Annotated in this window: 21 protein-coding genes; 15 read left to right on the top strand and 6 right to left on the bottom strand. The window is 63.1% G+C overall.

The genetic code is table 11. From position 1 onward, the window contains the following. The first annotated feature begins 21 nt into the window (after positions 1-21). From CBY09_RS11255 to tfpZ, 8 genes are all read left to right on the top strand, one after another. Positions 22-2,646: a CHASE2 domain-containing serine/threonine-protein kinase gene (locus CBY09_RS11255; RefSeq protein WP_240515683.1), complete on the top strand. Its 2,625-nt coding sequence runs from the start codon at positions 22-24 to the stop codon at positions 2,644-2,646. A 17-nt stretch (positions 2,647-2,663) separates the two neighbouring features. Continuing rightward, a complete protein-coding gene (locus CBY09_RS11250) occupies positions 2,664-3,452 on the top strand; it encodes a Stp1/IreP family PP2C-type Ser/Thr phosphatase (protein WP_094289547.1) in 789 nt (262 codons plus the stop codon). A gap of 41 nt (positions 3,453-3,493) precedes the next feature. After that, complete coding sequence (locus CBY09_RS11245; protein ID WP_094289545.1) at positions 3,494-4,144, top strand: FHA domain-containing protein; 651 nt, start codon at positions 3,494-3,496, stop codon at positions 4,142-4,144. Positions 4,145-4,226: 82 nt separating this feature from the next. Continuing rightward, positions 4,227-6,491 (top strand): CHASE2 domain-containing protein, encoded by a 2,265-nt coding sequence (locus CBY09_RS11240; RefSeq protein ID WP_094289543.1) that lies wholly within the window; start codon positions 4,227-4,229, stop codon positions 6,489-6,491. A gap of 29 nt (positions 6,492-6,520) precedes the next feature. Then, positions 6,521-7,306, top strand: a complete 786-nt coding sequence (locus CBY09_RS11235; protein WP_094289541.1) for a 3',5'-cyclic-nucleotide phosphodiesterase — start codon at positions 6,521-6,523, stop codon at positions 7,304-7,306. A 302-nt stretch (positions 7,307-7,608) separates the two neighbouring features. Next, a complete protein-coding gene (locus CBY09_RS11230) occupies positions 7,609-8,121 on the top strand; it encodes a pilin (RefSeq protein ID WP_094289539.1) in 513 nt (170 codons plus the stop codon). 50 nt (positions 8,122-8,171) lie between these two features. Further along, positions 8,172-9,857, top strand: a complete 1,686-nt coding sequence (locus CBY09_RS11225; RefSeq protein ID WP_094289537.1) for a PglL family O-oligosaccharyltransferase — start codon at positions 8,172-8,174, stop codon at positions 9,855-9,857. Then, positions 9,854-10,624 carry a TfpX/TfpZ family type IV pilin accessory protein gene (tfpZ, locus tag CBY09_RS11220; protein WP_094289535.1) on the top strand — a complete coding sequence of 257 codons (771 nt, stop codon included), beginning with the start codon at positions 9,854-9,856 and terminating at the stop codon, positions 10,622-10,624. The genes CBY09_RS11225 and tfpZ overlap by 4 nt, the downstream gene beginning before the upstream one ends. Positions 10,625-10,651: 27 nt before the next feature. On the opposite strand, the gene moaC is transcribed toward tfpZ, so the two are convergent. Further along, entirely contained in the window at positions 10,652-11,140 is a 489-nt protein-coding gene (gene moaC, locus CBY09_RS11215) for a cyclic pyranopterin monophosphate synthase MoaC (RefSeq protein ID WP_094289533.1), read from the bottom strand. 62 nt (positions 11,141-11,202) lie between these two features. Here moaC and CBY09_RS11210 point away from each other — a divergent pair, with 62 nt between their 5' ends. Next, positions 11,203-12,810 (top strand): M48 family metalloprotease, encoded by a 1,608-nt coding sequence (locus CBY09_RS11210; protein WP_094289531.1) that lies wholly within the window; start codon positions 11,203-11,205, stop codon positions 12,808-12,810. On the opposite strand, the gene CBY09_RS11205 is transcribed toward CBY09_RS11210, so the two are convergent. The 3 genes from CBY09_RS11205 to CBY09_RS11195 all read right to left on the bottom strand — a co-directional run bounded on the left by CBY09_RS11205 (position 12,778) and on the right by CBY09_RS11195 (position 14,532). Next, positions 12,778-13,131: a phage holin family protein gene (locus CBY09_RS11205; RefSeq protein ID WP_063459689.1), complete on the bottom strand. Its 354-nt coding sequence runs from the start codon at positions 13,129-13,131 to the stop codon at positions 12,778-12,780. The two genes, CBY09_RS11210 and CBY09_RS11205, sit on opposite strands and share 33 nt — an antisense overlap. Positions 13,132-13,247: 116 nt before the next feature. Then, positions 13,248-13,715: a hypothetical protein gene (locus tag CBY09_RS11200; protein ID WP_094289529.1), complete on the bottom strand. Its 468-nt coding sequence runs from the start codon at positions 13,713-13,715 to the stop codon at positions 13,248-13,250. Positions 13,716-13,779: 64 nt separating this feature from the next. Then, positions 13,780-14,532 (bottom strand): TerC family protein, encoded by a 753-nt coding sequence (locus CBY09_RS11195; protein WP_094289527.1) that lies wholly within the window; start codon positions 14,530-14,532, stop codon positions 13,780-13,782. 480 nt (positions 14,533-15,012) lie between these two features. Between CBY09_RS11195 and CBY09_RS11190 the strand changes: the two genes are divergently transcribed. Then, positions 15,013-15,447, top strand: a complete 435-nt coding sequence (locus CBY09_RS11190; RefSeq protein WP_094289525.1) for a DUF3717 domain-containing protein — start codon at positions 15,013-15,015, stop codon at positions 15,445-15,447. Positions 15,448-15,501: 54 nt separating this feature from the next. Then, positions 15,502-15,807, top strand: a complete 306-nt coding sequence (locus CBY09_RS11185) for a putative signal transducing protein (RefSeq protein ID WP_094289523.1) — start codon at positions 15,502-15,504, stop codon at positions 15,805-15,807. Positions 15,808-15,929: 122 nt separating this feature from the next. On the opposite strand, the gene CBY09_RS11180 is transcribed toward CBY09_RS11185, so the two are convergent. Beyond that, a complete protein-coding gene (locus CBY09_RS11180) occupies positions 15,930-16,490 on the bottom strand; it encodes a YaeQ family protein (RefSeq protein ID WP_094289521.1) in 561 nt (186 codons plus the stop codon). A gap of 80 nt (positions 16,491-16,570) precedes the next feature. Further along, entirely contained in the window at positions 16,571-17,950 is a 1,380-nt protein-coding gene (gene purB, locus CBY09_RS11175) for an adenylosuccinate lyase (protein WP_094289519.1), read from the bottom strand. Positions 17,951-18,068: 118 nt separating this feature from the next. Between purB and CBY09_RS11170 the strand changes: the two genes are divergently transcribed. The 4 genes from CBY09_RS11170 to CBY09_RS11155 all read left to right on the top strand — a co-directional run bounded on the left by CBY09_RS11170 (position 18,069) and on the right by CBY09_RS11155 (position 21,540). After that, on the top strand, positions 18,069-18,683 hold the full coding sequence (locus CBY09_RS11170) for a glutathione S-transferase N-terminal domain-containing protein (RefSeq protein WP_094289517.1): 615 nt from the start codon (positions 18,069-18,071) through the stop codon (positions 18,681-18,683). Between the two features lie 68 nt (positions 18,684-18,751). Then, positions 18,752-19,468, top strand: coding sequence for a TetR/AcrR family transcriptional regulator (locus CBY09_RS11165; protein WP_094289515.1), 717 nt, complete (start codon positions 18,752-18,754; stop codon positions 19,466-19,468). A gap of 180 nt (positions 19,469-19,648) precedes the next feature. Further along, positions 19,649-20,236, top strand: a complete 588-nt coding sequence (locus tag CBY09_RS11160; protein WP_094289513.1) for a TRAP transporter small permease — start codon at positions 19,649-19,651, stop codon at positions 20,234-20,236. A gap of 23 nt (positions 20,237-20,259) precedes the next feature. Further along, complete coding sequence (locus CBY09_RS11155; RefSeq protein WP_094289511.1) at positions 20,260-21,540, top strand: TRAP transporter large permease; 1,281 nt, start codon at positions 20,260-20,262, stop codon at positions 21,538-21,540. The last annotated feature ends 1 nt before the right edge of the window (position 21,541 follow it).

The raw sequence follows: 21,541 nt of genomic DNA, 5'->3' as shown, positions 1-21,541 counted from the left end.
TCCTCGGCACGGCGACTGAATGTGTGGCGTACCGATGGCTTCTGGAGCGCATTGGCGGGGCTGGCGGCAGTGGCCCTGTGCGTGGTCACGGGCCTTGTCCAGCGGCTGGACCTTGCGCTGTATGACGCGGCCATCCGCACCACCACTTCCGCCCCCCTGCCTGAAATCGCCATCGTCAACATCGACGACGCAAGCCTGGCCGCGCTGGGCCCCTGGCCCTGGTCCCGTGACATCCACGCGCGGCTGATCGATCAGCTTGCAGCCAGCGGCGCCAAGACCATCGTCCACACCGCCTACTTCACAGAACCCCAGAGTGACCGGGGCCTGGGCCATGTGCGCAAGATCCGGGAATTGCTCGCCGCTTCCGGCGACAACAGCCCGTTGGCCACCGAACTCAGCCGCATCGCGGCCGACGCCGACCAGGCGCTCGACACGGATGCCCGCCTGGCAAGTGCCATTCAGCGTGCGGGCAACGTGCTGCTGGCATCGCGCTACGCCTCTGCGGGAACGCCCACAGCGCTGCCGTCCCAGGTGCGCCGCAGCACGCTGCCCGACCCCGGCACCTTCGCCACGCCCGTCCAGTCCGCGCAACACCCCGTTGGAAACCTGGGGGCCTCTGCTGCCGCCGTGGGCCACCTTTTTCCGAAGGTGGATGAGGATGGCAAAACCCGCCGGGTGCCTCTGCTTTTGCGCTACGACAACGCCGGGATTCCTGCGCTGGCCCTGCTGGCGGCCCAGCACAGCCTTCACCTCGGTGCGAGTGATGTGCACATCCAGGACAGCCCTCCCGGGCTGCGCCTGGGCGGGCTGCACATTGCAACAGATGCCACCGCTGTCATGCGCCCGCGCGTGCAAGCGGTGCCGGGCGACAACCCGGCGTTCCCCACGCATTCCTTCAGCAGCGTGCTCGACGGCAAAACGCCCGCCAGCAGCTTCAAGGGCAAGATTGTGCTGGTGGGCAGCACCACTGAGTCACTGGCGCCGCAGGGGGGGCAGGGCCCGCTGTACCCCGTCGAGACGCTGGCGCGCACCGTGTCGTCGATCCGGCTGGGCCTGGGCGTGCAGCAACCCACCTGGGGCCCCTGGGCATCGGGGCTGGTGGCGGCAGGCGCGCTGTTGTACGTGGCCTTGCTGGCCCACCGGGCGCGCGCGCCTGTTGCGCTGGGTGTGGGCGCAGCGCTGGTGCTGGCACTCGCAGGCGCCGGGTGGGGGCTGCTGCACTACGCGGGCCTGTGGGTTGCGCTGGCGCTGCCTGCCACCGGGCTCGCGGCGGGGATCGTCGCGAGCCTGCTGCTCGGATGGAAAAACGGCCGGGGCCGCGCACCGTCGGCGGAAGCCGCAGAAGCAGACCGGATGATGGGGTTGGCCCTGCACGGGCAAGGTCAGCTGGACATGGCATTCGAGCGCCTGCGCAAAGTGCCCGCCAGCGACGCCTTGCTGGACAACCTGTACCACCTGGCCGAAGACTTTGAACGCAAACGCAACTTTGCCAAGGCCAAGGCGGTGTACGAGCACATCCTGCGGCACAACCGGCAGTACAAAGACACGCGCAGCCGCTACAAGCGGGCACGCGCCAAGGCCGACAGCGGCGGCCCCAACAGCCAGCCTGCGTCCGTTCCCCCACAGGGCACCCCTGCCAGCCCACGGCTCCCCGGCGACGCCACGCTGGGCATGCCCATGCTGGGGCGCTACCAGATCGACCGGGAAATTGGCAAAGGGGCCATGGGCGTCGTCTACCTGGGGCGGGACCCCAAGATCGGGCGTATCGTCGCCATCAAGACCCTGGCCCTGGGCCAGGAGTTCGAGGGCGATGCGCTGATCGATGCGCGGGCCAGGTTCTTCCGCGAAGCCGAGACGGCCGGGCGCCTGCAGCACCCCCACATCGTGACCATCTTCGATGCGGGCGAAGAGCATGATCTGGCCTACATCGCCATGGAATTCCTCAAAGGCAGGGACCTGGCCCATGCCTGCGCGAAGGAACATTTGCTTCCCGTGCCCACCGTGCTGTCCATTGCCGCGTGTGTGGCTGATGCGCTGGACTATGCCCATGCGCACAACGTGGTGCACCGCGACATCAAGCCCGCCAACATCATGTTTGACAGCAGCACCCACGCGGTGAAGGTGACGGACTTTGGCATTGCGCGCATTACCGACTCCAGCAAGACCCGCACGGGGCTGGTGCTGGGCACCCCCAGCTTCATGTCGCCAGAGCAGCTCGCCGGGAAAAAGGTGGATGGCCGGTCGGACCTGTACTCGCTGGGTATCTCGCTGTTCCAGTTGCTGACCGGCACCCTTCCGCTGCGGGGCGCCTCCATGACTGAGCTGATGCACAAGATTGCCAGCGTGGACGCGCCAGATATCCGCGAGTTGCGCCCCGAACTCTCTCCCGCCGTCGCCCGGGTGGTGGCGCTGGCCCTGCAAAAACGCCCGGAGGCCCGTTACCAGACAGGCCGCCAGTTTGCCGCCGATCTGCGGCAGGCTGCCGCTGGAGCAGCCGGCGCCGAGAGCCCGCCCGCGCCCGAAACAGTGGTCTATGATGCGGACCGCGATGCAACAGGGCATGAGATGACGGATTTTCAGGAAACCGTGATGGATCCCCCCGCCGTGCGGGGAGCGTCAGCCCCGCCCGTTTCAGGCGCCCAATGACGCTCGCCCACACACCCATGACCTACGAATTTTTCGCGCGGACCGACAAGGGCCGGGTGCGCACCAACAATGAAGATGCGGTGGCGGTCGATCGCGAAGCGCAAGTCGCCATACTCGCAGACGGCATGGGTGGCTACAACGCCGGGGAGGTCGCCAGCGGCATGGCCACCACCTTCATCCGCACCGAAATGGCCCGCTGGCTGGCCCAGGCGGGCACCACGCCCCAATCCACCGATGTGCGGCGTGCGCTCGAAATCTGCGTGGAGAATGCCAACCACGCCATCCTGGGTGCATCGCTGTCGAACCCCCAATATGCCGGCATGGGAACCACGCTGGTGGTCGCCGTGTTCCATGGCAGCCGCCTCATCCTCGGGCACATTGGCGATTCGCGCTGCTACCGGCTGAGAGATGGCGCATTGCAGCAAATCACGCGGGACCACTCGTGGTTGCAGGAGCAGATCGATGCCGGTCTGCTGACAGCCCAGCAGGCGGCGCTGTCTTCCAACCGCAATCTGGTGACCCGTGCCCTGGGCGTGGAGCCCAACGTCATGATGGAAGTCAACGAGTTCCAGGTGGCTGCGAATGATCTCTTTCTGCTGTGCTCGGATGGCCTCACGGACATGGTGCCCGACCCCGACCTGGCGGAGATGGTGCGCGCGCCACTCCCACTGGAAGAAAAAGCCACATTGCTCATCGACACCGCCAACGCGAACGGCGGGCGTGATAACGTGAGCGTGCTGCTGGTGCAGGCCGCTGCGGGAGGCAAGAAGCGCGGCCTTATGTCCCGATTGCTAGGGGCCGTCTGAATGGCCCAAACCACAACAATTCATCACATCAGGAGTGGATCATGCCGAGAATGATCGTTTCAATCGACGGGGTCGTCATCAAGGAAGTGCAACTGACCAAGGAGCGGACCACGCTCGGCCGACGCCCGTACAACGACATCGTGATCGACAACCTCGCCGTGAGCGGGGAACACGCCGTGATCCACATGGCAGAACACGAGGTCGAGATCGAAGACCTGGGCAGCACCAACGGCACCTATGTGAATGCCAAAGCCGTCAAGCGCCAGGATTTGCGCAATGGCGACACGATTGAAGTGGGCAAGTACAAGATTCGTTTTCTGCAGGAAGCCGAAGGCCAGAACTTCGAAAAGACCATGATCTTCAAGCCGGGCATGGTGCCCCCTGTGGGCGGGGCGACACGGCCTGCCCCGGCAGCGCCCGCTCCGGCGCCCATCGCCGCCGTGATCCGCGTCATGTCAGGTGCAGCAGCAGGGCGTGAAGTATCTCTGCAAAAGGTCGTCACAACCATTGGCAAACCCGGCGTGGCCGTTGCGTCTATTACCAAGCGCCATCATGGCTTTGTGCTGGCCCATGTGGAGGGCCCAGAAATGCCGCTGCTCAACGGCGCCTCCATCGGCACGTCTCCTGTGCCGCTCAAGCATGGAGACCGGCTGGAACTGGCCGGCACCGAGATGCAGTTCGAACAAGGTTGACGGTCTGCGCATGGTGCGGCGCCCTGTCGGCGGTTGCCCCAGCGCTGCCATCTCCCATTGACACCCCCATGCGGCCAGGCCCATGCGACAGCAGCTCTCGCACCTGTTTCTGCGCCGCTGGCGGCGCATCGCCGTCACCCTGATACCGCTGGTTTTTGCGCTGCTGCACATCTCGGATGTGCTCCACCTCCAGGTGTTGGAGCGGCTGGACAACATCATCTATGACACGCGCTTGCGGGTCACCATGCCCCGCACGCTGGACGAGCGCATCGTCATCATCGACATCGACGAAAAAAGCCTGGGCCAGGTCGGGCAATGGCCCTGGAGGCGTGACAAGCTGGCGGCCCTGGCACGCGAACTGTTCGAGCGGCAGCAGGTGTCCGTGCTGGGGTTCGATGTGGTGTTCGCCGAGGCGGACGAAAGCTCGGGCCTGTCCACATTGCGTGAGCTGGCCCAGGGGCCGTTGCGCAATCAACCCGTGTTTCAGGAGCAGCTGGAACGCCTCGCCCCCTCGCTGAACTACGACGCACTGTTTGCACAATCACTGCAAGGCCGCCCAGTGGTTCTGGGTTACTACCTATCCGGCGATGACCGCGACGGCATTACCAAGGGGGCCCTCCCCGCACCCGCGCTGCCGCTGGACCGCCTGCGTGGCCTGCCGCTGATCGCCACATCGTGGAAAGGCTACAGCAGCAACATCGAAAGTCTGTCCGCCGCCGCACCCACCGCCGGGTTCTTCAATTCGATCACCGATGAAGATGGCGTGGTGCGCTCCCTCCCGCTACTGGCCGAGTACCAGGGGCGGTATTACGAATCCCTGGCCCTGGCCATGTTCCGCGCCGTCATTGGTTCGCCAGACATCTACCCGGGCTTCGCCAACCCGGTCCCCAATGGTTCGCATGACGCCCTGCAGAGCATTGTGCTGCGCGCCGATGGGCGTTCCTTGGCCCTGCCGGTGGACGATCAACTGGCCACCCTCATCCCCTACCGGGGCCCGGGCGACGCCCGGGGCGGCTCGTTCCGGTACGTCTCGGCTTCGGATGTTCTGGAAGGCAAGCTTGCACCCGGCCAACTCAAAGACCAGCTGGTGCTGGTGGGCTCCACCGCCCCGGGCCTGCTGGACCTGCGGGTGACCCCGGTCGGAAGAACCTATCCGGGCGTAGAGGCGCACGCCAATGTGCTCTCGGCCTTTCTGGACGGCAAGAACATCGTGCGGCCCGACTACGCCGTCGGATTCGATGCCTTGCAACTGCTGTGTGCGGGATTGCTGCTGGCCGTGGCATTGCCCCTGCTGTCAGCCTCCGCAGCGGTGCTGCTCAGCGGCGGCGTCGTGGCATCACTGGTGGGCCTGAACCTCTGGCTCTATCTCGCCCACGGGCTGGCTTTGCCACTCGCCACCGCCGTGGTGATGGCGCTGCTGGCGTTTGCACTGAACATGGCCTACGGCTACTTTGTGGAAAGTCGCTCCAAACGCGAGTTGGCCACCCTGTTCAGCGCCTATGTCCCGCCCGAGCTGGTGGCCGAGATGGTCAAGCAGCCCGAGCACTACAGCATGCAGGCCACCAACCGCGAGCTGACAGTGATGTTCTGCGACATGCGCGGCTTCACCGCCATGTCGGAACGCATGGAGCCGCTGCAGTTGCAGGCGCTGCTCAACGAGGTGTTCAGCAAGCTCACCCACATCATCCGCAGCCATCGGGGCACGATCGACAAGTACATGGGCGATTGCGTCATGGCCTTCTGGGGCGCACCCGTTGCTACCCCGGACCACGCACACCTGGCCGTATCGGCCGCGATGGAGATGGCCCAGGCCATAGGGCAGATCAATGCCGACCACCGGCAGCGTGGCTTGCCCGAAATCGGGGTAGGCATCGGGCTCAACACCGGTGTCATGTGCGTGGGCGACATGGGCTCGGACATCCGGCGCGCCTACACCGTCATCGGCGACGCCGTGAACCTGGGCTCACGGCTGGAAGGCCTGTCCAAACACTACGGCACCGCCATTGTGGTGAGTGAAAGCGCCAAATCACTCGCCCCCCAATTCGCCTGGCAACAGATGGACCGTGTCCGCGTCAAAGGCAAGGCCCAGGCGGTTCCAATCTACCAGCCGTTGGCAAAACTGGGCCAGCTAGCACCTCGGCAAGCTGAAGAGCTCGAACTATGGGGCCAATTTCTGGCCGCCTACGCCGCACAGGAATGGGCACAATGTGATGCACTGCTGGCACGCTTGAAAGAATTCAAACCCCATTCCGTGCTGCACGCGCTGTACGCCGAGCGCGTGGCCAGTCTTCGGTTGTTGCCTTACAACCCAGACTGGGACAGCGCCACCAACTTCGATACCAAGTAGACGAGCAAGCAAAAGCGGGAAGGCTTCACATGCAGATTCGTGTGCTGGGCTGCTCCGGCGCCATCGCCAAGGACTGTCGCACGACATCGTTCTTGGTTGGAGACCGCATCCTGATCGATGCGGGCACCGGCGTGGGCGACCTGACCCTGGAGGAAATGGGCCGTATCGACCATGTGCTTCTCACCCACTCCCACCTCGACCACATTGCTGCACTGCCGCTGATGCTGGACGCCGTCTCGTCCCTGCGCCGCAGCCCCGTGCAGGTTCATGCACTGCCCGCCACCATTGAGGCGCTTCAGGCACATGTGTTCAACAACATCATCTGGCCAGACTTCAGCGCCATTCCATCGCAAGCATCGCCATTTCTGCAGTATCAAACCTTCTCGACTGGCGAGTTGCTAGCGATAGACGGGTTCGAAATCGAAGTTCTCCCTGCACGCCACACCGTTCCTGCGGTAGGCTTCGCCGTGCGTGGAGACTCGGGCTGGTGGGTGTTCAGTGGCGACACCGAACGCAACCAAGCCTTCTGGGACCGCGTTAACACGCTGCCCGTGACCAACCTCGTCATAGAGACCGCTTTCAGCAACCGCGAGCGCGATCTTGCCCGCCGCAGCCTGCATCTGTCACCCGACACCCTGGCCCAGGAACTGGCACACATCCACCCGGCAAACCGCTATCCCATCTACATCACACACACCAAGCCATCAGAGACCGAACTCATCATGGAGGAGATTCGGCAGCTGGATGGCACAAGCGGCTCCTTGGGCCCGCATGACATCCGGTGGCTGAGCGCCGGTCAAACGCTGGAGGTGTGAGGTGCCAGCTTGACAATACTGGATGACAAAAATGTAATCCAACAGGATTTGAAGGGGCTTTTTTTGACGCGCAGCAGATCGCTCAAGCACCGACCTCCCAGGAGACTTGTGAACAATGTTGACGAACACGCTTCTTTACCGAGGTTTGTTCGTTAAGTGCTTGACTTTGCTGATTCGCCACCCTCTTTACGAGGGTGCAAGTTGCCTGTTGCGAGGCTGGGCACCGCAGTCCAGCGGCGAACCTAGCAGGCACGCAGCTTGCATAACGATTGCGCATTTGCAACTTTTCCTAGGAGTTTTTCATGAAGCGCTCTATCCAAAAGGGTTTTACCCTGATCGAACTGATGATCGTGGTTGCGATCATCGGCATCTTGGCTGCCGTCGCGCTGCCGGCCTACCAGGACTACACGGCCCGCGCAAAAATTTCTGAAGCCATTTTGGCCGCATCTTCTTGCCGCACCAGCATTACTGAAACCATCCAATCTGCCTCGTCCGGCACAGCGATTGCCGCAGATAACTGGGGCTGTGAAGTTTCCACGGGTAGCGGCACCAAGTACGTCAGCTCCGTTGCAACTACAGCTTCCGGTGCAGCTGCTGGCGGTGGCGTGAACATCATTGTCACAACACAAGCTATTGCCCCAGGGGCGGATGGCACGATTCGCATGGCTCCTTGCTCGGCAGCCACGCAAACTACGTTTGCTACTTGCGTGCAGCCAACATTCGGTGCGGCGGTTAACAGCTGGCTCTGCGGCCCCGGTGCCACCGGCACTCCTGTTGCAGCAAAGTTCCTCCCCGGCTCTTGCCGAGCAGGCTAATTTTCTTTCGGACCTAAAGGCGGCTTCGGCCGCCTTTTTTATTTCTTTTCATGCACACATCGCTGCTTCATGTTTTTGGTTTGTTGATCTTTGCTAGCGCTTGGCTGTCTTACGACCACTACCGTCCATGGGTCAACTTTCACTCCGAAGCATTGGCAATTTTCAGCATAGGGCTATTTGCATTTAGCCGCTTGTCGCGACCAACGGGGCAAGCTCCCACGACCTCACCCTTCTGGTTTTGGATATTGATTGCCCTTGCAGTGATTCCCTGGTTGCAGTGGTTGGCTGGGGTTTCATTGTTTGCTGGCGATGCACTGCTCGCATCTTTGTACCTGTGCGCGTTTGCGGTGGCAGTGGCCTTGGGTTACACGTATGCAAGGGACGAACGTGACAGCGACCTAACATCCATTTTTTTTCTCGTATGGGTTGTCGCTCTGATTTCCGCCGTCATCGGATTACTCCAATGGCTGGGACTGCAAGAGGCCCTTGCGATGTACGTGGTCCAGACCGATTTTGGCGATCGGGCGATGGGCAATCTCGGCCAACCCAACCAATTGGCCACCCTTCTGCTCATGGGGCTTGCCGCTCTGGTGTGGATATATGAGCGTAAACATATCGGCGGCCTAGGGCTGGCCTTTGGCGCGGGATTCCTGACCTTGGTGCTGGTCTTGAGTCAATCCCGTGCCGGGGTTGTGAGCGGTCTGGCCGTTGCTGTGTATCTAACCTGGAAAGCCTCGCGAAGCGCAATGCGACTAAGGCCAAAGCAGATTGCAATTTGGACAGCGTCGTATCTGGTCGCGCTGCAGTTGCTTCCATGGGTTCATGAGCTTCTGATGATGGCAGGCCGGCGTGACATGAGCCTGATACGCGACAACGGTCGTATCACCATCTGGAAACAAGTGCTGGCCGGTACTTTGGAATCCCCCTGGTTTGGATTTGGCTGGAACCAGACACCGACCGCTCACGCAGCTGGGGCAATTGCGTTTCCTGGAAGCCTCACCTACACCAATGCACACAATGTCGTCCTGGATCTGATTGCATGGAACGGGATCCCACTCGGCTTGCTGCTGACTTTGATGTGTACTTACTGGCTCGCATCCCGTCTCCTTCGCGCGTCAGAGCCCAATGGAATCTACGCACTAGCCTCGCTCATTCCGATAGGCATTCACAGCCTTTTGGAGTATCCGTTTGCCTACGCCTACTTCCTGGTGGCCGGCGCGCTAATGGTAGGAATCACCGAAGCTCACCACCCGCAAACTAAGAAGCGGTTTGTCCTGCTACCACGCCCCCTCCTGGCAATCTTTATCGCAGCCTGGCTCGCCTTGGGCTGTCGGATAGTCTACGAGTACATGCAAGTAGAGGAGGATTTTCGCGTAGTCCGCTTTGAAAATCTGCGCATTGGGCGCACTCCAGCAGAATACCAACCACCCAATGACATCTACCTTTTGTCGCAACTGGGCACTATGCTGGATGCCTCTCGGCTGCGCCCAGTACGAAACATGGACCCAGCCGACATAGAGAAGCTACGAACGGCTTCCCTACGGTTTGCATACGGTGCACTTGCTGTACGCTATGCGCTGTCCCTGGGTCTCAATGGGCAACCGCAAGCCGCGTCAAAACAGATGCAAGTCATCCGTGGAATGTATGGTGACTACTACTATCAAGCGGCTATCGACGTTCTGCGCTCGATGGAGAATGAGCAATATCCAGAACTCAAAGCGGTTCTGACACCATGACGAAATTTCACATCGATTTCAAAAACCGCCTGCGTGCCAGCGGAATCCATTTGTGCATCAGCCTTCTCGTAGCAACACTGGCTGCCCTCTTGGTTTTTGGCCTCTGGTACCCCTACCCCTACCGTGAAATCTCCGGTGGCCGCGGCCTTTTTTTTCTGGTCGTCGCAGTGGATGTCGCCATGGGGCCGCTGATCACTTTGGCGATTTTTAATCGTTCCAAGCCTCGGCGCGAACTGGTGATGGACTTCACCGTCGTGGGGATGCTTCAGTTGGCGGCGTTGGGTTACGGGCTATGGACAGTCTTCGTAGCGCGGCCGGTGCACTTGGTTTTCGAATACTCTCGGCTGAGCGTGGTCCATGCGGTTGATATTGAGCCGGAATTGCTGGCTAAGGCACCGCCTGCGCTTCATGCCCTGCCATTGATGGGACCAACACTGATCGCCTTGCGTCCCTTCAAAGATGCGGATGAGCAGTTTCAGTTCACGATGGCTGCATTGGGTGGCGCGCCTTTGGCAGCTCGCAGCGATTTGTGGCAGCCTTATGAAGCCTCAAAAGAGGCCATATTGCATGCATCGCGCAGCGTGTCTGAGTTGCGTGCCCGCTTTCCCGCCGAAGCTGAACGTATTGACAGATCCATCGCAAAAACGGGGCATCCTGTGACTACACTGCGGTATCTTCCAATGGTCGGGCGCAAAGAGGCATGGACTGCGTGGATTGACCCCGACACGGCGAAGCCTCTGGGATTTTTGCCGCTAGACTCTTTCTAAAAGCGTTTTGGACTCCGGGCCTCACCTTCAGTGGCGATCCCCTCTTGCTTGGTAGCTTCCGGACTTGCCGCCATGCTTTTCAAGCACCTCTACCCCTTGGATCTTCATCCCTCGATCCACCGCCTTGCACATGTCATACACAGTCAGCAAGGCGACCTGCACCGCCGTCAGCGCCTCCATCTCCACACCGGTGGGGCCCACCGTCTCAACAGTGGCCGTGCATTGAATAGCGTTATCGGCGGGCACTGACTCCAGCTCCACCGCCACCCGCGTCAGCGCCAGCGGATGGCACAGCGGAATCAAATCGCTGGTTTTTTTCGCAGCCATGATGCCTGCGATGCGGGCAATGCCCAGCACATCCCCCTTCTTGGCCGTGCCGCTTTCGATGATGGCCAGGGTTTCTGGTTGCATCTCGATGCGGCCAGTTGCTACGGCGATGCGGTGGGTGGCGGGTTTAGCGCCTACGTCCACCATGTGGGCTTGGCCTTGGGCGTCGAAGTGGGTGAGGGAAGACATGGCAGTGGGTCGGCAATGGTTGTTGTTACGAAACAATCGGTGGCTCAGGGCATCATACGGGCATGCGGAATCGCTTTTGGCCCCGAGGGCTCGCCGCCTTGTTGCGGCCCCATCCCCTCGCTATTTTTAGCAAAAAATCGCCTTTCTGGCGCGCTAGTCAAGCCTTTGTTGCTATCAATATTGCGGCAATTTGCTTAACTTTCCCAGCTCATGCCCAGTCGCAGCTGCCCACCCTCGGCGAAAGCGGCGACCTCACCACCAGCGCCGAGCGCCGCCTGGGCGACCGCATCATTCGCGAACTGTACCGGGATCCCGACTACATCGACGACCCGGTCATCGCGGACTATGTGCAGGGCATCTGGCAGCCGCTGATGGAAGCGGCCCGGGTGCGGGGTGAGCTTTCTGCCGAGCTGGATGAGCGCTTCGCCTGGGAGATTCTGCTGGGACGCGACCGCACGGTGAACGCGTTTGCCTTGCCCGGTGGCTACCTGGGCGTGCACCTGGGCCTGGTGGGGGTGGTGACGACGCGTGACGAACTCGCGTCAGTGCTGGCGCACGAACTCAGCCATGTGACCCAGCGCCACATCTCGCGCCTGATCACGCAGCAGAGCAAGCAGACCCCGCTGCTGCTAGGGGCGCTGGTGCTGGGCGCCCTGGCGGCGAGCAAGAACCCCGGTGCCACGCAGGCCCTGGTGGTGGGCGGCCAGGCCCTGGCCATGCAGAACCAGCTGAATTTTTCGCGCGACATGGAGCGGGAGGCGGACCGCATCGGCTACGGGCTGATGGCACCCGCCGGGTTCTCGCCTCTGGGATTTGTGAGCATGTTTGACAAGCTGCAGCAAGCCAATCGACTCAATGACAATGGCTCGTGGCCCTATCTGCGCAGCCATCCGCTGACCAGCGAGCGCATGGCAGACATGCAGTCACGCCACCCACCCGCCGCCAACCCTGGCCAAGCGACAGGGGTCACCTCGCTGGAGCACGCCATGGTGGCCGCGCGCGCCCGGGTGCTCTCCAACCCCGGGGTAGACACCTTGCGCCAATGGATCCAAGAGCCCCAAGGCATCGGGTTCGCGGCGCAGCCGCCGCAACGGCGTGCGGCGGCACTGTATGCCTCTGCCCTGGGGGCGCAGCAGCTGCGGGACACCGCAGGTGCACGGTCGGCTGTGCAGAAACTCGAAACGCTGGCGCAGGCCGACCCTGCGGCGCTGCGTCTCGTGCGCTTGCTGCGCGCCGAGATTGAACTGGCCGCCGGTGATGCCTCTATGGCACAGGCAGCAATGCTAGAAGCCAAAGGCACTGGTCTTGGCGCCACTACACGCAGGCCGGAACTGCTGCTGCGCACCCGGATCCTGCTCCAGGCGGGCCAGGCCAGCGCGGCGGTGAGTTCATTGCAGACCTGGGTGGCGAACCACCCCAAGGATGCCAGCGCATGGCAGCTGCTGGCGGCCGTGTGGCAGGCCCAGGGCCAGGGGCTGCGCGCCGTCCGCGCGGAGGCCGAGGCCCATGCCGCGCGGTATGACTATGCGGCGGCGGTGGACCGGTTCAAAGCGGGCCAGGATCTGGCCCGCCGAGGTGGCGCCGCAGCGGACCACATCGAGGCGTCAATCATCGACACCCGGCTGCGTGCCACGGAGTCACTTCTTCGCGAACAGGCCGCCGAGCGCTGACTCGATCACCACGCCCAGCACCGAATAAATGAGCGAGCCCAGCAGGGCTGCGCCAAAACCCGCGACATGGAAGCCGTCGAGCACGCTGGCGGCGGCCCAGAACATGAGCGCGTTGATCACAAAAAGGAACAGCCCCACCGTGACGATGGTGACCGGCAGCGTCAGCACCACCAGCACCGGCCGCAGCACCACATTGAACAGCCCGATCACAAAGGCCGCGATCAATGCCGAGGGAAAGCTCTTCACCTCGACACCGCTGTAGATATACGCCACGAACAACAGCGCGGCTGCACTGAGCAGCCATTTGAGAAGAAGTTTCATGGCCAAAGAATAGCACCGGCCAGTGATCCGCAAAAAAGGGCCTTGCAGGCCCTTTTTTGTCACAGCACCTGCTCCGATCAGCAGACAGGCCCTTTGGCGTCTTTCGACGCGCCCAGTCACTCCAGCGCCAGCACCCACAGGGTGCCAAAACCCGTGAGCAGGCTGCCCATGAGGGTGCCAGGCCGGGGCGTTGGCCAGCGGCGGCCCGCCTTCTGGCCTTTCTCCGCATCCTCCGGGGCATCGGATTTGGGGCGGCGGGCATCCACCACCTGGGCCGCAGAGGGCTGGGCCGCCTGCAGCTGCTCCGTCAGCTCCACCAACGGACCCTTGGCCACCACCGTGGTCACGCTGTTGGCGGGGGCCCGCAGGCCGGGGAGTATCTGGGCAAACAGTTTGTCCGCCCACTTGGTACGCCAGTTCTCGCGGGCGCTGTGGCTCACCCATTTGCTGATGCGGTGGGTCATCCGCGGGGCGCAGGCCACCAGCACCCACTGGGTCGGTGCCGCTGCCTCACGGGCAAACAGGGGTGCAAGCACCTGCTGGGCATACGCTGCGTCGTCCACGTACACGATGACTCTGTCCATACCGCCTCCTGTGAAAGCCCCAAGGCCCCGGGGCGTGAAACACTCCCCCGGGGCACCGATCAGATCAATGCTGTTGTTCGGCAGGCGCTGCAGCGGCGCGGCGCGCGAGAATGATTTTCCCGGCCAGCAGCACCAACAGTGCACCCGCCACGCTGGCACCGTACTTGACCGTGTCGAGCACGTCGCCCGAAGCGTCCAGAGGCATCTTCAGCATCCACTGCCACTTGTCGGGGTTGGCCAGTGCGGGGTCGGTGACCAGCATGCCACCTGCGATCCAGCCCAGCAGCATGCCGCCCAGCGTGATGATCATCGGGAAGCGCTCCATCAGCTTGATGACCAGCTGGCTGCCCCAGACGATGATCGGGATGGAGATCAAGAGGCCCAGCACGACCAGCAGGAACTGGTGTTCGCCCGCGTTCTGTGCTGCACCAGCAATGGCGATCACGTTGTCCACGCTCATCACCAGGTCGGCCACGATGATGGTCTTGATGGCGGCCAACAGCTTGTCGCTGCCCTGCACGTCGCCATGGCCTTCTTCATCGGGGGCCAGCAGCTTGACACCAATCCACACCAGCAGGATGGCACCCACGAACTTGAGGAACGGCAAGGCCAGCAGGGTCATCGCAAAGGCGATCAGAATCACCCGCAAGACGATAGCGCCCGCCGTGCCCCAGATGATGCCCTTGGTGCGCTGTGCAGGGGGCAACTTGCGGCAAGCCAGCGCAATGACCACAGCGTTGTCGCCACCCAGCAGGATGTCGATGATGATGATCTGGCCCAGTGCGAGCCAGAATTCGGGCGATGCCAAAAAGTCCATAAATTCCTCAGTATCAAGAGCGCGAAGGGAGGACCGCGCCGCCACTGTAGCGCCGAGTCCATCCCAGGGATAGAGGGCCTGCGGTCGGAGGATCAGGGACTTGCCACCGCGCTGCGGGGGCGCGGCACGCGAAGAGGCAGCCTTGATCAGCCCACAGTGGGCCCATCAAAGGTCTTGCTCGGCTCTGCACATGGAGCATGTGCGTGGAGCCCGGAACGCCGGAAGCGATGCTTCGTATTGACGACGAATCCGATGCCTTGCACTGCGACCATCAGGGCCGGGCCCCGCTGCAATACAAGTCGGGAGCTACTCCCCTTCGAGCCCTCGATTGGAACATCGCCAGCGCGGCCGCGCAAGGGTCGGCATGTTGTGGTTACTGCGTATGAACGTTCCTGCGCGATAAGCCTTTGTGGATAACACCACCGCCAGCATCCCCCGGGCGGGCGGCTATGATCCAGCCCCCTTGTGTCTCGCCCATCCATGGCCGCCATCCACATCACCGACATCGAAGCCGCCATCAACCACTGGCGCCATCGCGCGCCCTCGCCGGATGGCGTGGCGCTGGCGCCCGAGATCGAGGCCCTGGGAGAGGCCTATGCGCTGATGGTTTACCACCACCAGACCACCATCGGTGAAGGCGACCTGCCTGCGCGCGCGTTGGCCGCATGGCATGCCTGGTACGACACGACCCCCGACACCCCGTGCATCGCCATCTGCTCCACCAGCCAGGGGGACGACCTTTGCAAAGGCTGCGGGCGCACCTTCGATGAAGTGCAGCACTGGCCGGCCATGAGCCCTGTGGAAAAGCGTGTGGTGTGGCGCCGCATCACCCTGGAGCACTCTGCGTGGCGCTTCAACCGCTACGCCGAACGTGCGGCCGAGGGTGCCTCGACACCCCCATCACCCGCGCCCTGAGGCCGACAAAGGCAGGGGCTGTACGCCAACCCCGGCAGCGGCTATGGTGGAGCCATGCTGCGCCTGACCCAAGCCCCGAACATCGCCATCGCCACGCTGTGGGCCGACCTCCTGTGCGAGGCGGGCATGACGGCGTCGGTGCAGCGCCAGTACCTGGGTGCCGCTGCCGGGCACCTGCCGCCCGACCAATGCCTGCCCGAGATCTGGCTGGACCACGAGGAACACGCGACCCGCGCTCGCACGCTGCTGCAAGAGTTGCAGGCCCTGCCGCAGCGCCACTGGGCCTGCCGATGCGGCGAAATTGTGGAGGGCGGCTTCGAGCAGTGCTGGCAATGTGGCGCACTCATGCCGCGGGACTGAAACTGAAACGCCTGTCCACGCATGCAGGCAACTGGGCATGCAGACATGCCACCAATGCTATTAATTCAATAGCCAAAAGGGTATGACTATTGCGCGGAGAAGGCCTTTTCGGCCTGAACAATCTACTTCCAGCGCACGGGCTCCACGTGCACGCTGCCCAAGGTGCTGCTCAGGGTGATGGCCCCTTCCTGCACCGTGGCCTGCAGCTGCATGCTGCGCTCGGCCAACTGTGCCAGTGCCTGCGATGCCTCGGTGGGAATGCGCCAGACCTGCAGCTTGTCCAGCCGCGACAGCTTGCTTTCGATGCCCTTCCACCAGATTTCCGAGGCGTGGTTGAAGCAGTAGACGATCACGGAATCGGCCTTGCTGCAGGCCTTGGTCAGCGGCTTGTCCTCGGGCTGACCCACTTCGATCCACACGCGCTTGCGGCCCGTGAAGTCGGTAAGGGACGCATCCGGGTCATCCGGGTCCGACAGCCCCGCGCCAAACGCCAGGGTGGCGTCGCCATTGCACAGGTCGTTGAGCTGGTGCGCCTGGATGGCCAGGGCGGCCAGACGGACCATCATGCGCTCGTCGGTCTCGCTCGGGTGGCGGGCCAGGGTCAGGGCGTGGTCGGCGTAGTAGCCGTGGTCGATATCGGCGATCTGGACGTTCGCCTTGAAGATGGTGGATTTGATGGCCATGCAGCCTCACTACTAAATAGATAGCTGCCAGCGCTTAATGGAAAAGCGCTGGAGGCCAAAATGGCTTGGAATGACCGCTGTCAGGCCCGGCGTGCGAGTTCGGCCGCCTTGCCGACGTAGCTGCCAGGCGTCATGGCCAGCAGGCGGTCTTTTTCGGCCTGGGGGATTTCCAGCGAGTTGATCAGGCCGTGCAGCGCTTCGGCCGTCACGGTCTTGCCGCGGGTCACTTCCTTGAGCTTTTCGTAGGCGCCTTGCACACCAAAGCGGCGCATCACCGTCTGGATGGGTTCGGCCAGCACTTCCCAGGCGGCGTCCAGGTCTTCGGCCAGGGCCTCTTCGTTGATTTCCAGCTTGTTCAGGCCCGTAAGCAGCGAGGCATAGGCCAGCGTGGCGTAACCCAGGGCCACGCCCATGTTGCGCAGCACGGTGCTGTCGGTCAGGTCGCGCTGCCAGCGGCTGATGGGCAGCTTTTCGGACAGGTGCTTGAGCAGCGCGTTGGCCAGACCCAGGTTGCCTTCGGCGTTCTCGAAGTCGATGGGGTTGACCTTGTGCGGCATGGTGGACGAACCAATCTCGCCCGCCTTCAGGCGCTGCTTGAAGTAGCCCAGGCTCACATAGCCCCAGATGTCGCGCGAGAGGTCGATCAGGATGGTGTTGGCGCGTGCCACGGCGTCGAACAGCTCGGCCATGTAGTCGTGTGGCTCGATCTGGATGCTGTAGGGCTGGAAGGTCAGGCCCAGGCCCAGGGGCTCGGGCGTTTCGATGACCTTCTTGCTGAAGGCTTCCCAGTCAAACTCGGGCCAAGCGGACAGGTGGGCGTTGTAGTTGCCCACGGCGCCGTTCATCTTGCCCATGATCTTGACGGCGGCGATCTTCTCGCAGGCCGTCTGCAGGCGCATCACCACGTTGGCCATTTCCTTGCCCACGGTGGTGGGGCTGGCGGTCTGGCCGTGGGTGCGGCTGAGCATGGGCACGTCGGCAAAGGCGTGGGCCATTTCGCGCAGCTTGAGCACGATGCGGTCCAGGCCCGGCAGGATGACCTGGTCGCGGCCCGAGCGCAGCTGCAGCGCATGGCTGGTGTTGTTGATGTCTTCGCTGGTGCAAGCAAAGTGCACAAATTCAGAGGCCTTTTCCAGCTCGGGACGGGCTTCGAACTTGCTCTTGATCCAGTATTCGACCGCCTTGACGTCGTGGTTGGTGGTCTTTTCGATCTCCTTGATGGCGGCCGCGTCGGCCTCGGAGAAGTTCTTGACCAAGCCCAGCAAGTAAGCACGCGCTCCGGTCGTGAGCGGCTTGAATTCAGCAAAACCTGCATCCGACAGCGCGATGAACCAGGCCACCTCCACCTGCACGCGGCGGTGCATGTAGCCGTGCTCGCTCATGATCGGGCGCAGGGCGGCAAGTTTGGTGGCGTAACGGCCGTCAAGCGGCGACAGGGCGGTGATGGTGGACAGGCTCATGGCGCGCAATTGTAGGCGGGGTGTGTAGGCGCCACGCATCAGTCAGGCTCACGCCGGGTCGCTGTCGATAGAATCCAACCCGAATTGTTCAGCATCCCCGCGCACTGGAAGACACACCATGAAATTGATCGGAGCCACCGCCAGCCCCTACGTGCGCAAGGTACGTATCGTGATGGCTGAGAAAAAGCTCGACTACCAGTTCGTGCAGGAAAACGTCTGGGCTGACGACACCCACATCGCCACATCCAACCCTCTGGGCAAGGTGCCCTGCCTGGTGATGGAAGGCGGCGAAGCGGTGTTTGACTCCCGTGTGATCGTCGAGTACCTGGATACCCTGTCGCCCGTGGGCAAGCTGATCCCGTCGCAGGGCCGCGAGCGTGCCGAAGTCAAGACCTGGGAGGCCCTGGCCGACGGCGTGATGGACGCCGCCATCCTGGCCCGCCTGGAAGCCACCTGGGCCCACCGCAAGGACAGCGAACGCAGCCAGGCCTGGATCGACCGCCAACTGGTCAAGGTGAACGACGGCCTCAAGTCCATGAGCCAGGGCCTGGGCGACAAGCCGTATTGCAGCGGCATTCACCTCAGTCTGTCCGACATCGCCGTGGGCTGCGCCCTGGGCTGGCTGGAGTTCCGCTTCCCCGACATCGCCTGGCGCAACGAGTACCCCAACCTGGGCAAGCTGCTTGACAAGCTGATGCTACGCCCGAGCTTTGCAGACACCAAGCCGTCCTGAGCGGCGGGCGCAGGCAGCCCGGGTTTGGTAAAGACCCCGCGCCGGGCTTGCCGTATGCTTGGGCGCTTATGAACGAAATGGTTCAAAAACCTTCGAAACCCGGCGATGAACGCGCCACCCGCCAGCGCGCGGCGCGCGAGGCCGCCACCACGCCCGGGGCGGACCGGGTCCGCGTCAACGACCCCGACCGCACGATGGCCAACATCCTGCAGGTGGCCACGGCAGAGTTTGCGGACAAGGGCCTAGCCGGGGCACGCATTGACGAGATCGCGGCGCTGACCAGCACCAGCAAGCGCATGATCTACTACTACTTCGGTAGCAAGGAAGGTCTGTACGTCGCGGTGCTGGAGGAGGCCTACCGGCGCATCCGGCGCATCGAATCGGAGTTGCACCTGGAAGACCTGGCACCCGAGCAGGCCCTGCGCACGCTGGTGGGGTTCACGGTGGACTACCAGCTTGCCAACCCCGACTTCATCCGCCTGGTGATGAACGAGAACATGCACCGGGGCGAATTCATCAGCAAGTCGGCCACGATCCAGGAACTGAACATCCCCGTCATCCATGCCGTGCGCGATGTCTACCAGCGTGGCGTGGCGGCGGGCGCGTTCCGCCCCGATGTAGACCCGGTGGACCTGCACATGTCCATCTCGGCGCTGTGCTTCTTCAACGAGGCCAACCGCCACACCTTTGGCGCGATCTTCAAGCGCTCGCTCGACACCCCTGCCGCCACGGCGCAACGCCGTGAATCGATCATCGAGATGATCGTGCGCTTTCTGCGGCCCTGACCCTCCCGGCCCGGGCACACCCCGGTCCCGCGCCAAAAAGCTCCTCATCGGCACCCTGGGCGCGCGCCGTGCATGGCTGCGTCCTGCCATGACAAACCATGCAGGGTTTGCACCTAGATCAAATACTAACCAGTTCGTACAAAATTCTTTCAGCGTTTCAATACAACGACTGGAGACACCATGTTTGCACTGGCCGACCGCGTGCTGCGGGGATACACCCGCGTGCTGGATGTACTGTCCGGCCTGTGTCTGGCGGTGATGGTGGTGCTGGTGTTTGGCAATGTGGTGCTGCGCTACACCCTGAACTCCGGCATCACGGTGTCGGAAGAACTCTCGCGCTGGCTGTTTGTGTGGCTGACCTTCATGGGCGCCGTGGTGGCGCTGCGCGAACACGGCCACCTGGGCACGGATGCGCTGGTGTCGCGCCTGCCCGCCGTGGGCAAGAAGGCCTGCCTGGTGCTGGCTCAGATCGCCATGCTGTATGTGTCGTGGTTGCTGCTGAGTGGCAGCTGGGCTCAGATGCTCATCAACTGGGAAACCGAAGCGCCCGTGACCGGCGCCTCGGTGGGCATCTTCTACGCCAGCGGCGTGCTGATGGGCGGGTCGGGCATGGCCATTCTGCTGCACGACCTGCTGCGCACCCTGTTCGTTCCGCTGGCGGAGCATGAGCTGGTCATGGTGCAGGAAAGCGAAGAACTGGCGGCCCTGGCGCACCGCCCTGCGGGCGCCGAAACATCCCACGAAGCGCCCGGCAGCCGCCGCCCCTGACCCCTCCGCACAGGCACTCCACCATGACCGTCACCATCTTCCTCGGCTCCCTGCTGCTCGCCATGGCGATCGGCATTCCCATCGCGTTTGCGCTGCTCATCAGCGGCGTGGCGCTGATGTGGCACCTGGACCTGTTCGATGCGCAGATCCTGGCGCAGAACGTGATCAACGGCGCCGACAGCTTTCCGCTGCTGGCCGTGCCCTTCTTCATGCTGGCGGGCGAGATCATGAATGTGGGCGGCCTGTCCAAGCGCATCGTGAAGCTGGCGCTCACGCTGGTCGGCCATGTGCCCGGCGGCCTCGGCTATGTGGCCATCATGGCGGCGGTGATCCTGGCCGCCGTGTCGGGCTCGGCCGTGGCCGATGCTGCAGCGCTGGCCTCTTTATTGCTGCCCATGATGGTGGCTGCGGGCCACAACAAGGAACGCTCGGCCGGGCTCATCGCGTCCGCCGGCATCATCGCCCCGGTGATCCCGCCGTCCATCGGTTTCGTGATCTTTGGCGTGGCGGCCAACGTGTCTATCAGCAAGCTGTTTCTGGCCGGTATTGTTCCCGGCATCCTGCTGGGGGTGGCGCTGGCCCTCACCTGGTGGTGGCTGGTGCGGCGCGAGGATGTGGCGCCCCCCAAGCGGGCCACCCGTGCCGAACTGGCCGTGGCCCTGCGAGAGGCCGTGTGGGCGCTGGGCCTGCCCATCATCATCCTGGTGGGGCTGCGCATGGGTGTCTTCACCCCCACCGAAGCCGCCGTGGTGGCCGCCGTGTATGCGCTGTTCGTGTCCATGGTGGTCTACCGCGAGCTGAGCTGGCACCAACTGGCCGACATCTTCCGCGCCTCGGCCCGCACCAGCGCGGTGGTGATGTTCCTGGTGGCTGCCGCCATGGTGTCCGCCTGGCTGATCACCGTGGCCGACCTGCCCTCCAAGGTCATCGGCATGCTGGAGCCCTTCATGGGCAACCCAACGCTGCTACTGATCGCCATCATGCTGCTGGTCATGGTGGTGGGCACGGCCATGGACATGACGCCGACCATCCTGATCCTTACGCCCGTGCTGATGCCAGTGGTCAAGGCCGCAGGCATCGACCCGGTGTACTTCGGCGTGCTCTTCATCATCAACAACGCCATCGGGCTCATCACCCCGCCCGTGGGCACGGTGCTCAACGTGGTGGCGGGTGTCGGCCGCATCTCGATGTCGCAGGTCACCCGCGGTGTCATGCCCTTCATGCTGGCCCAGCTGGCCGTGATGTTCCTGCTGGTGCTGTTCCCTTCCATCGTCACCGTGCCGCTGCGCTGGCTGGGTGGCTGAA

This window comes from Acidovorax kalamii, assembly GCF_002245625.1.
In the GTDB taxonomy this organism is placed as follows: Bacteria; Pseudomonadota; Gammaproteobacteria; order Burkholderiales; family Burkholderiaceae_C; genus Acidovorax; species Acidovorax kalamii.
Note: the sequence above shows the minus strand (reverse complement) of the source record. Positions and strands in the feature narration are given on the sequence as shown.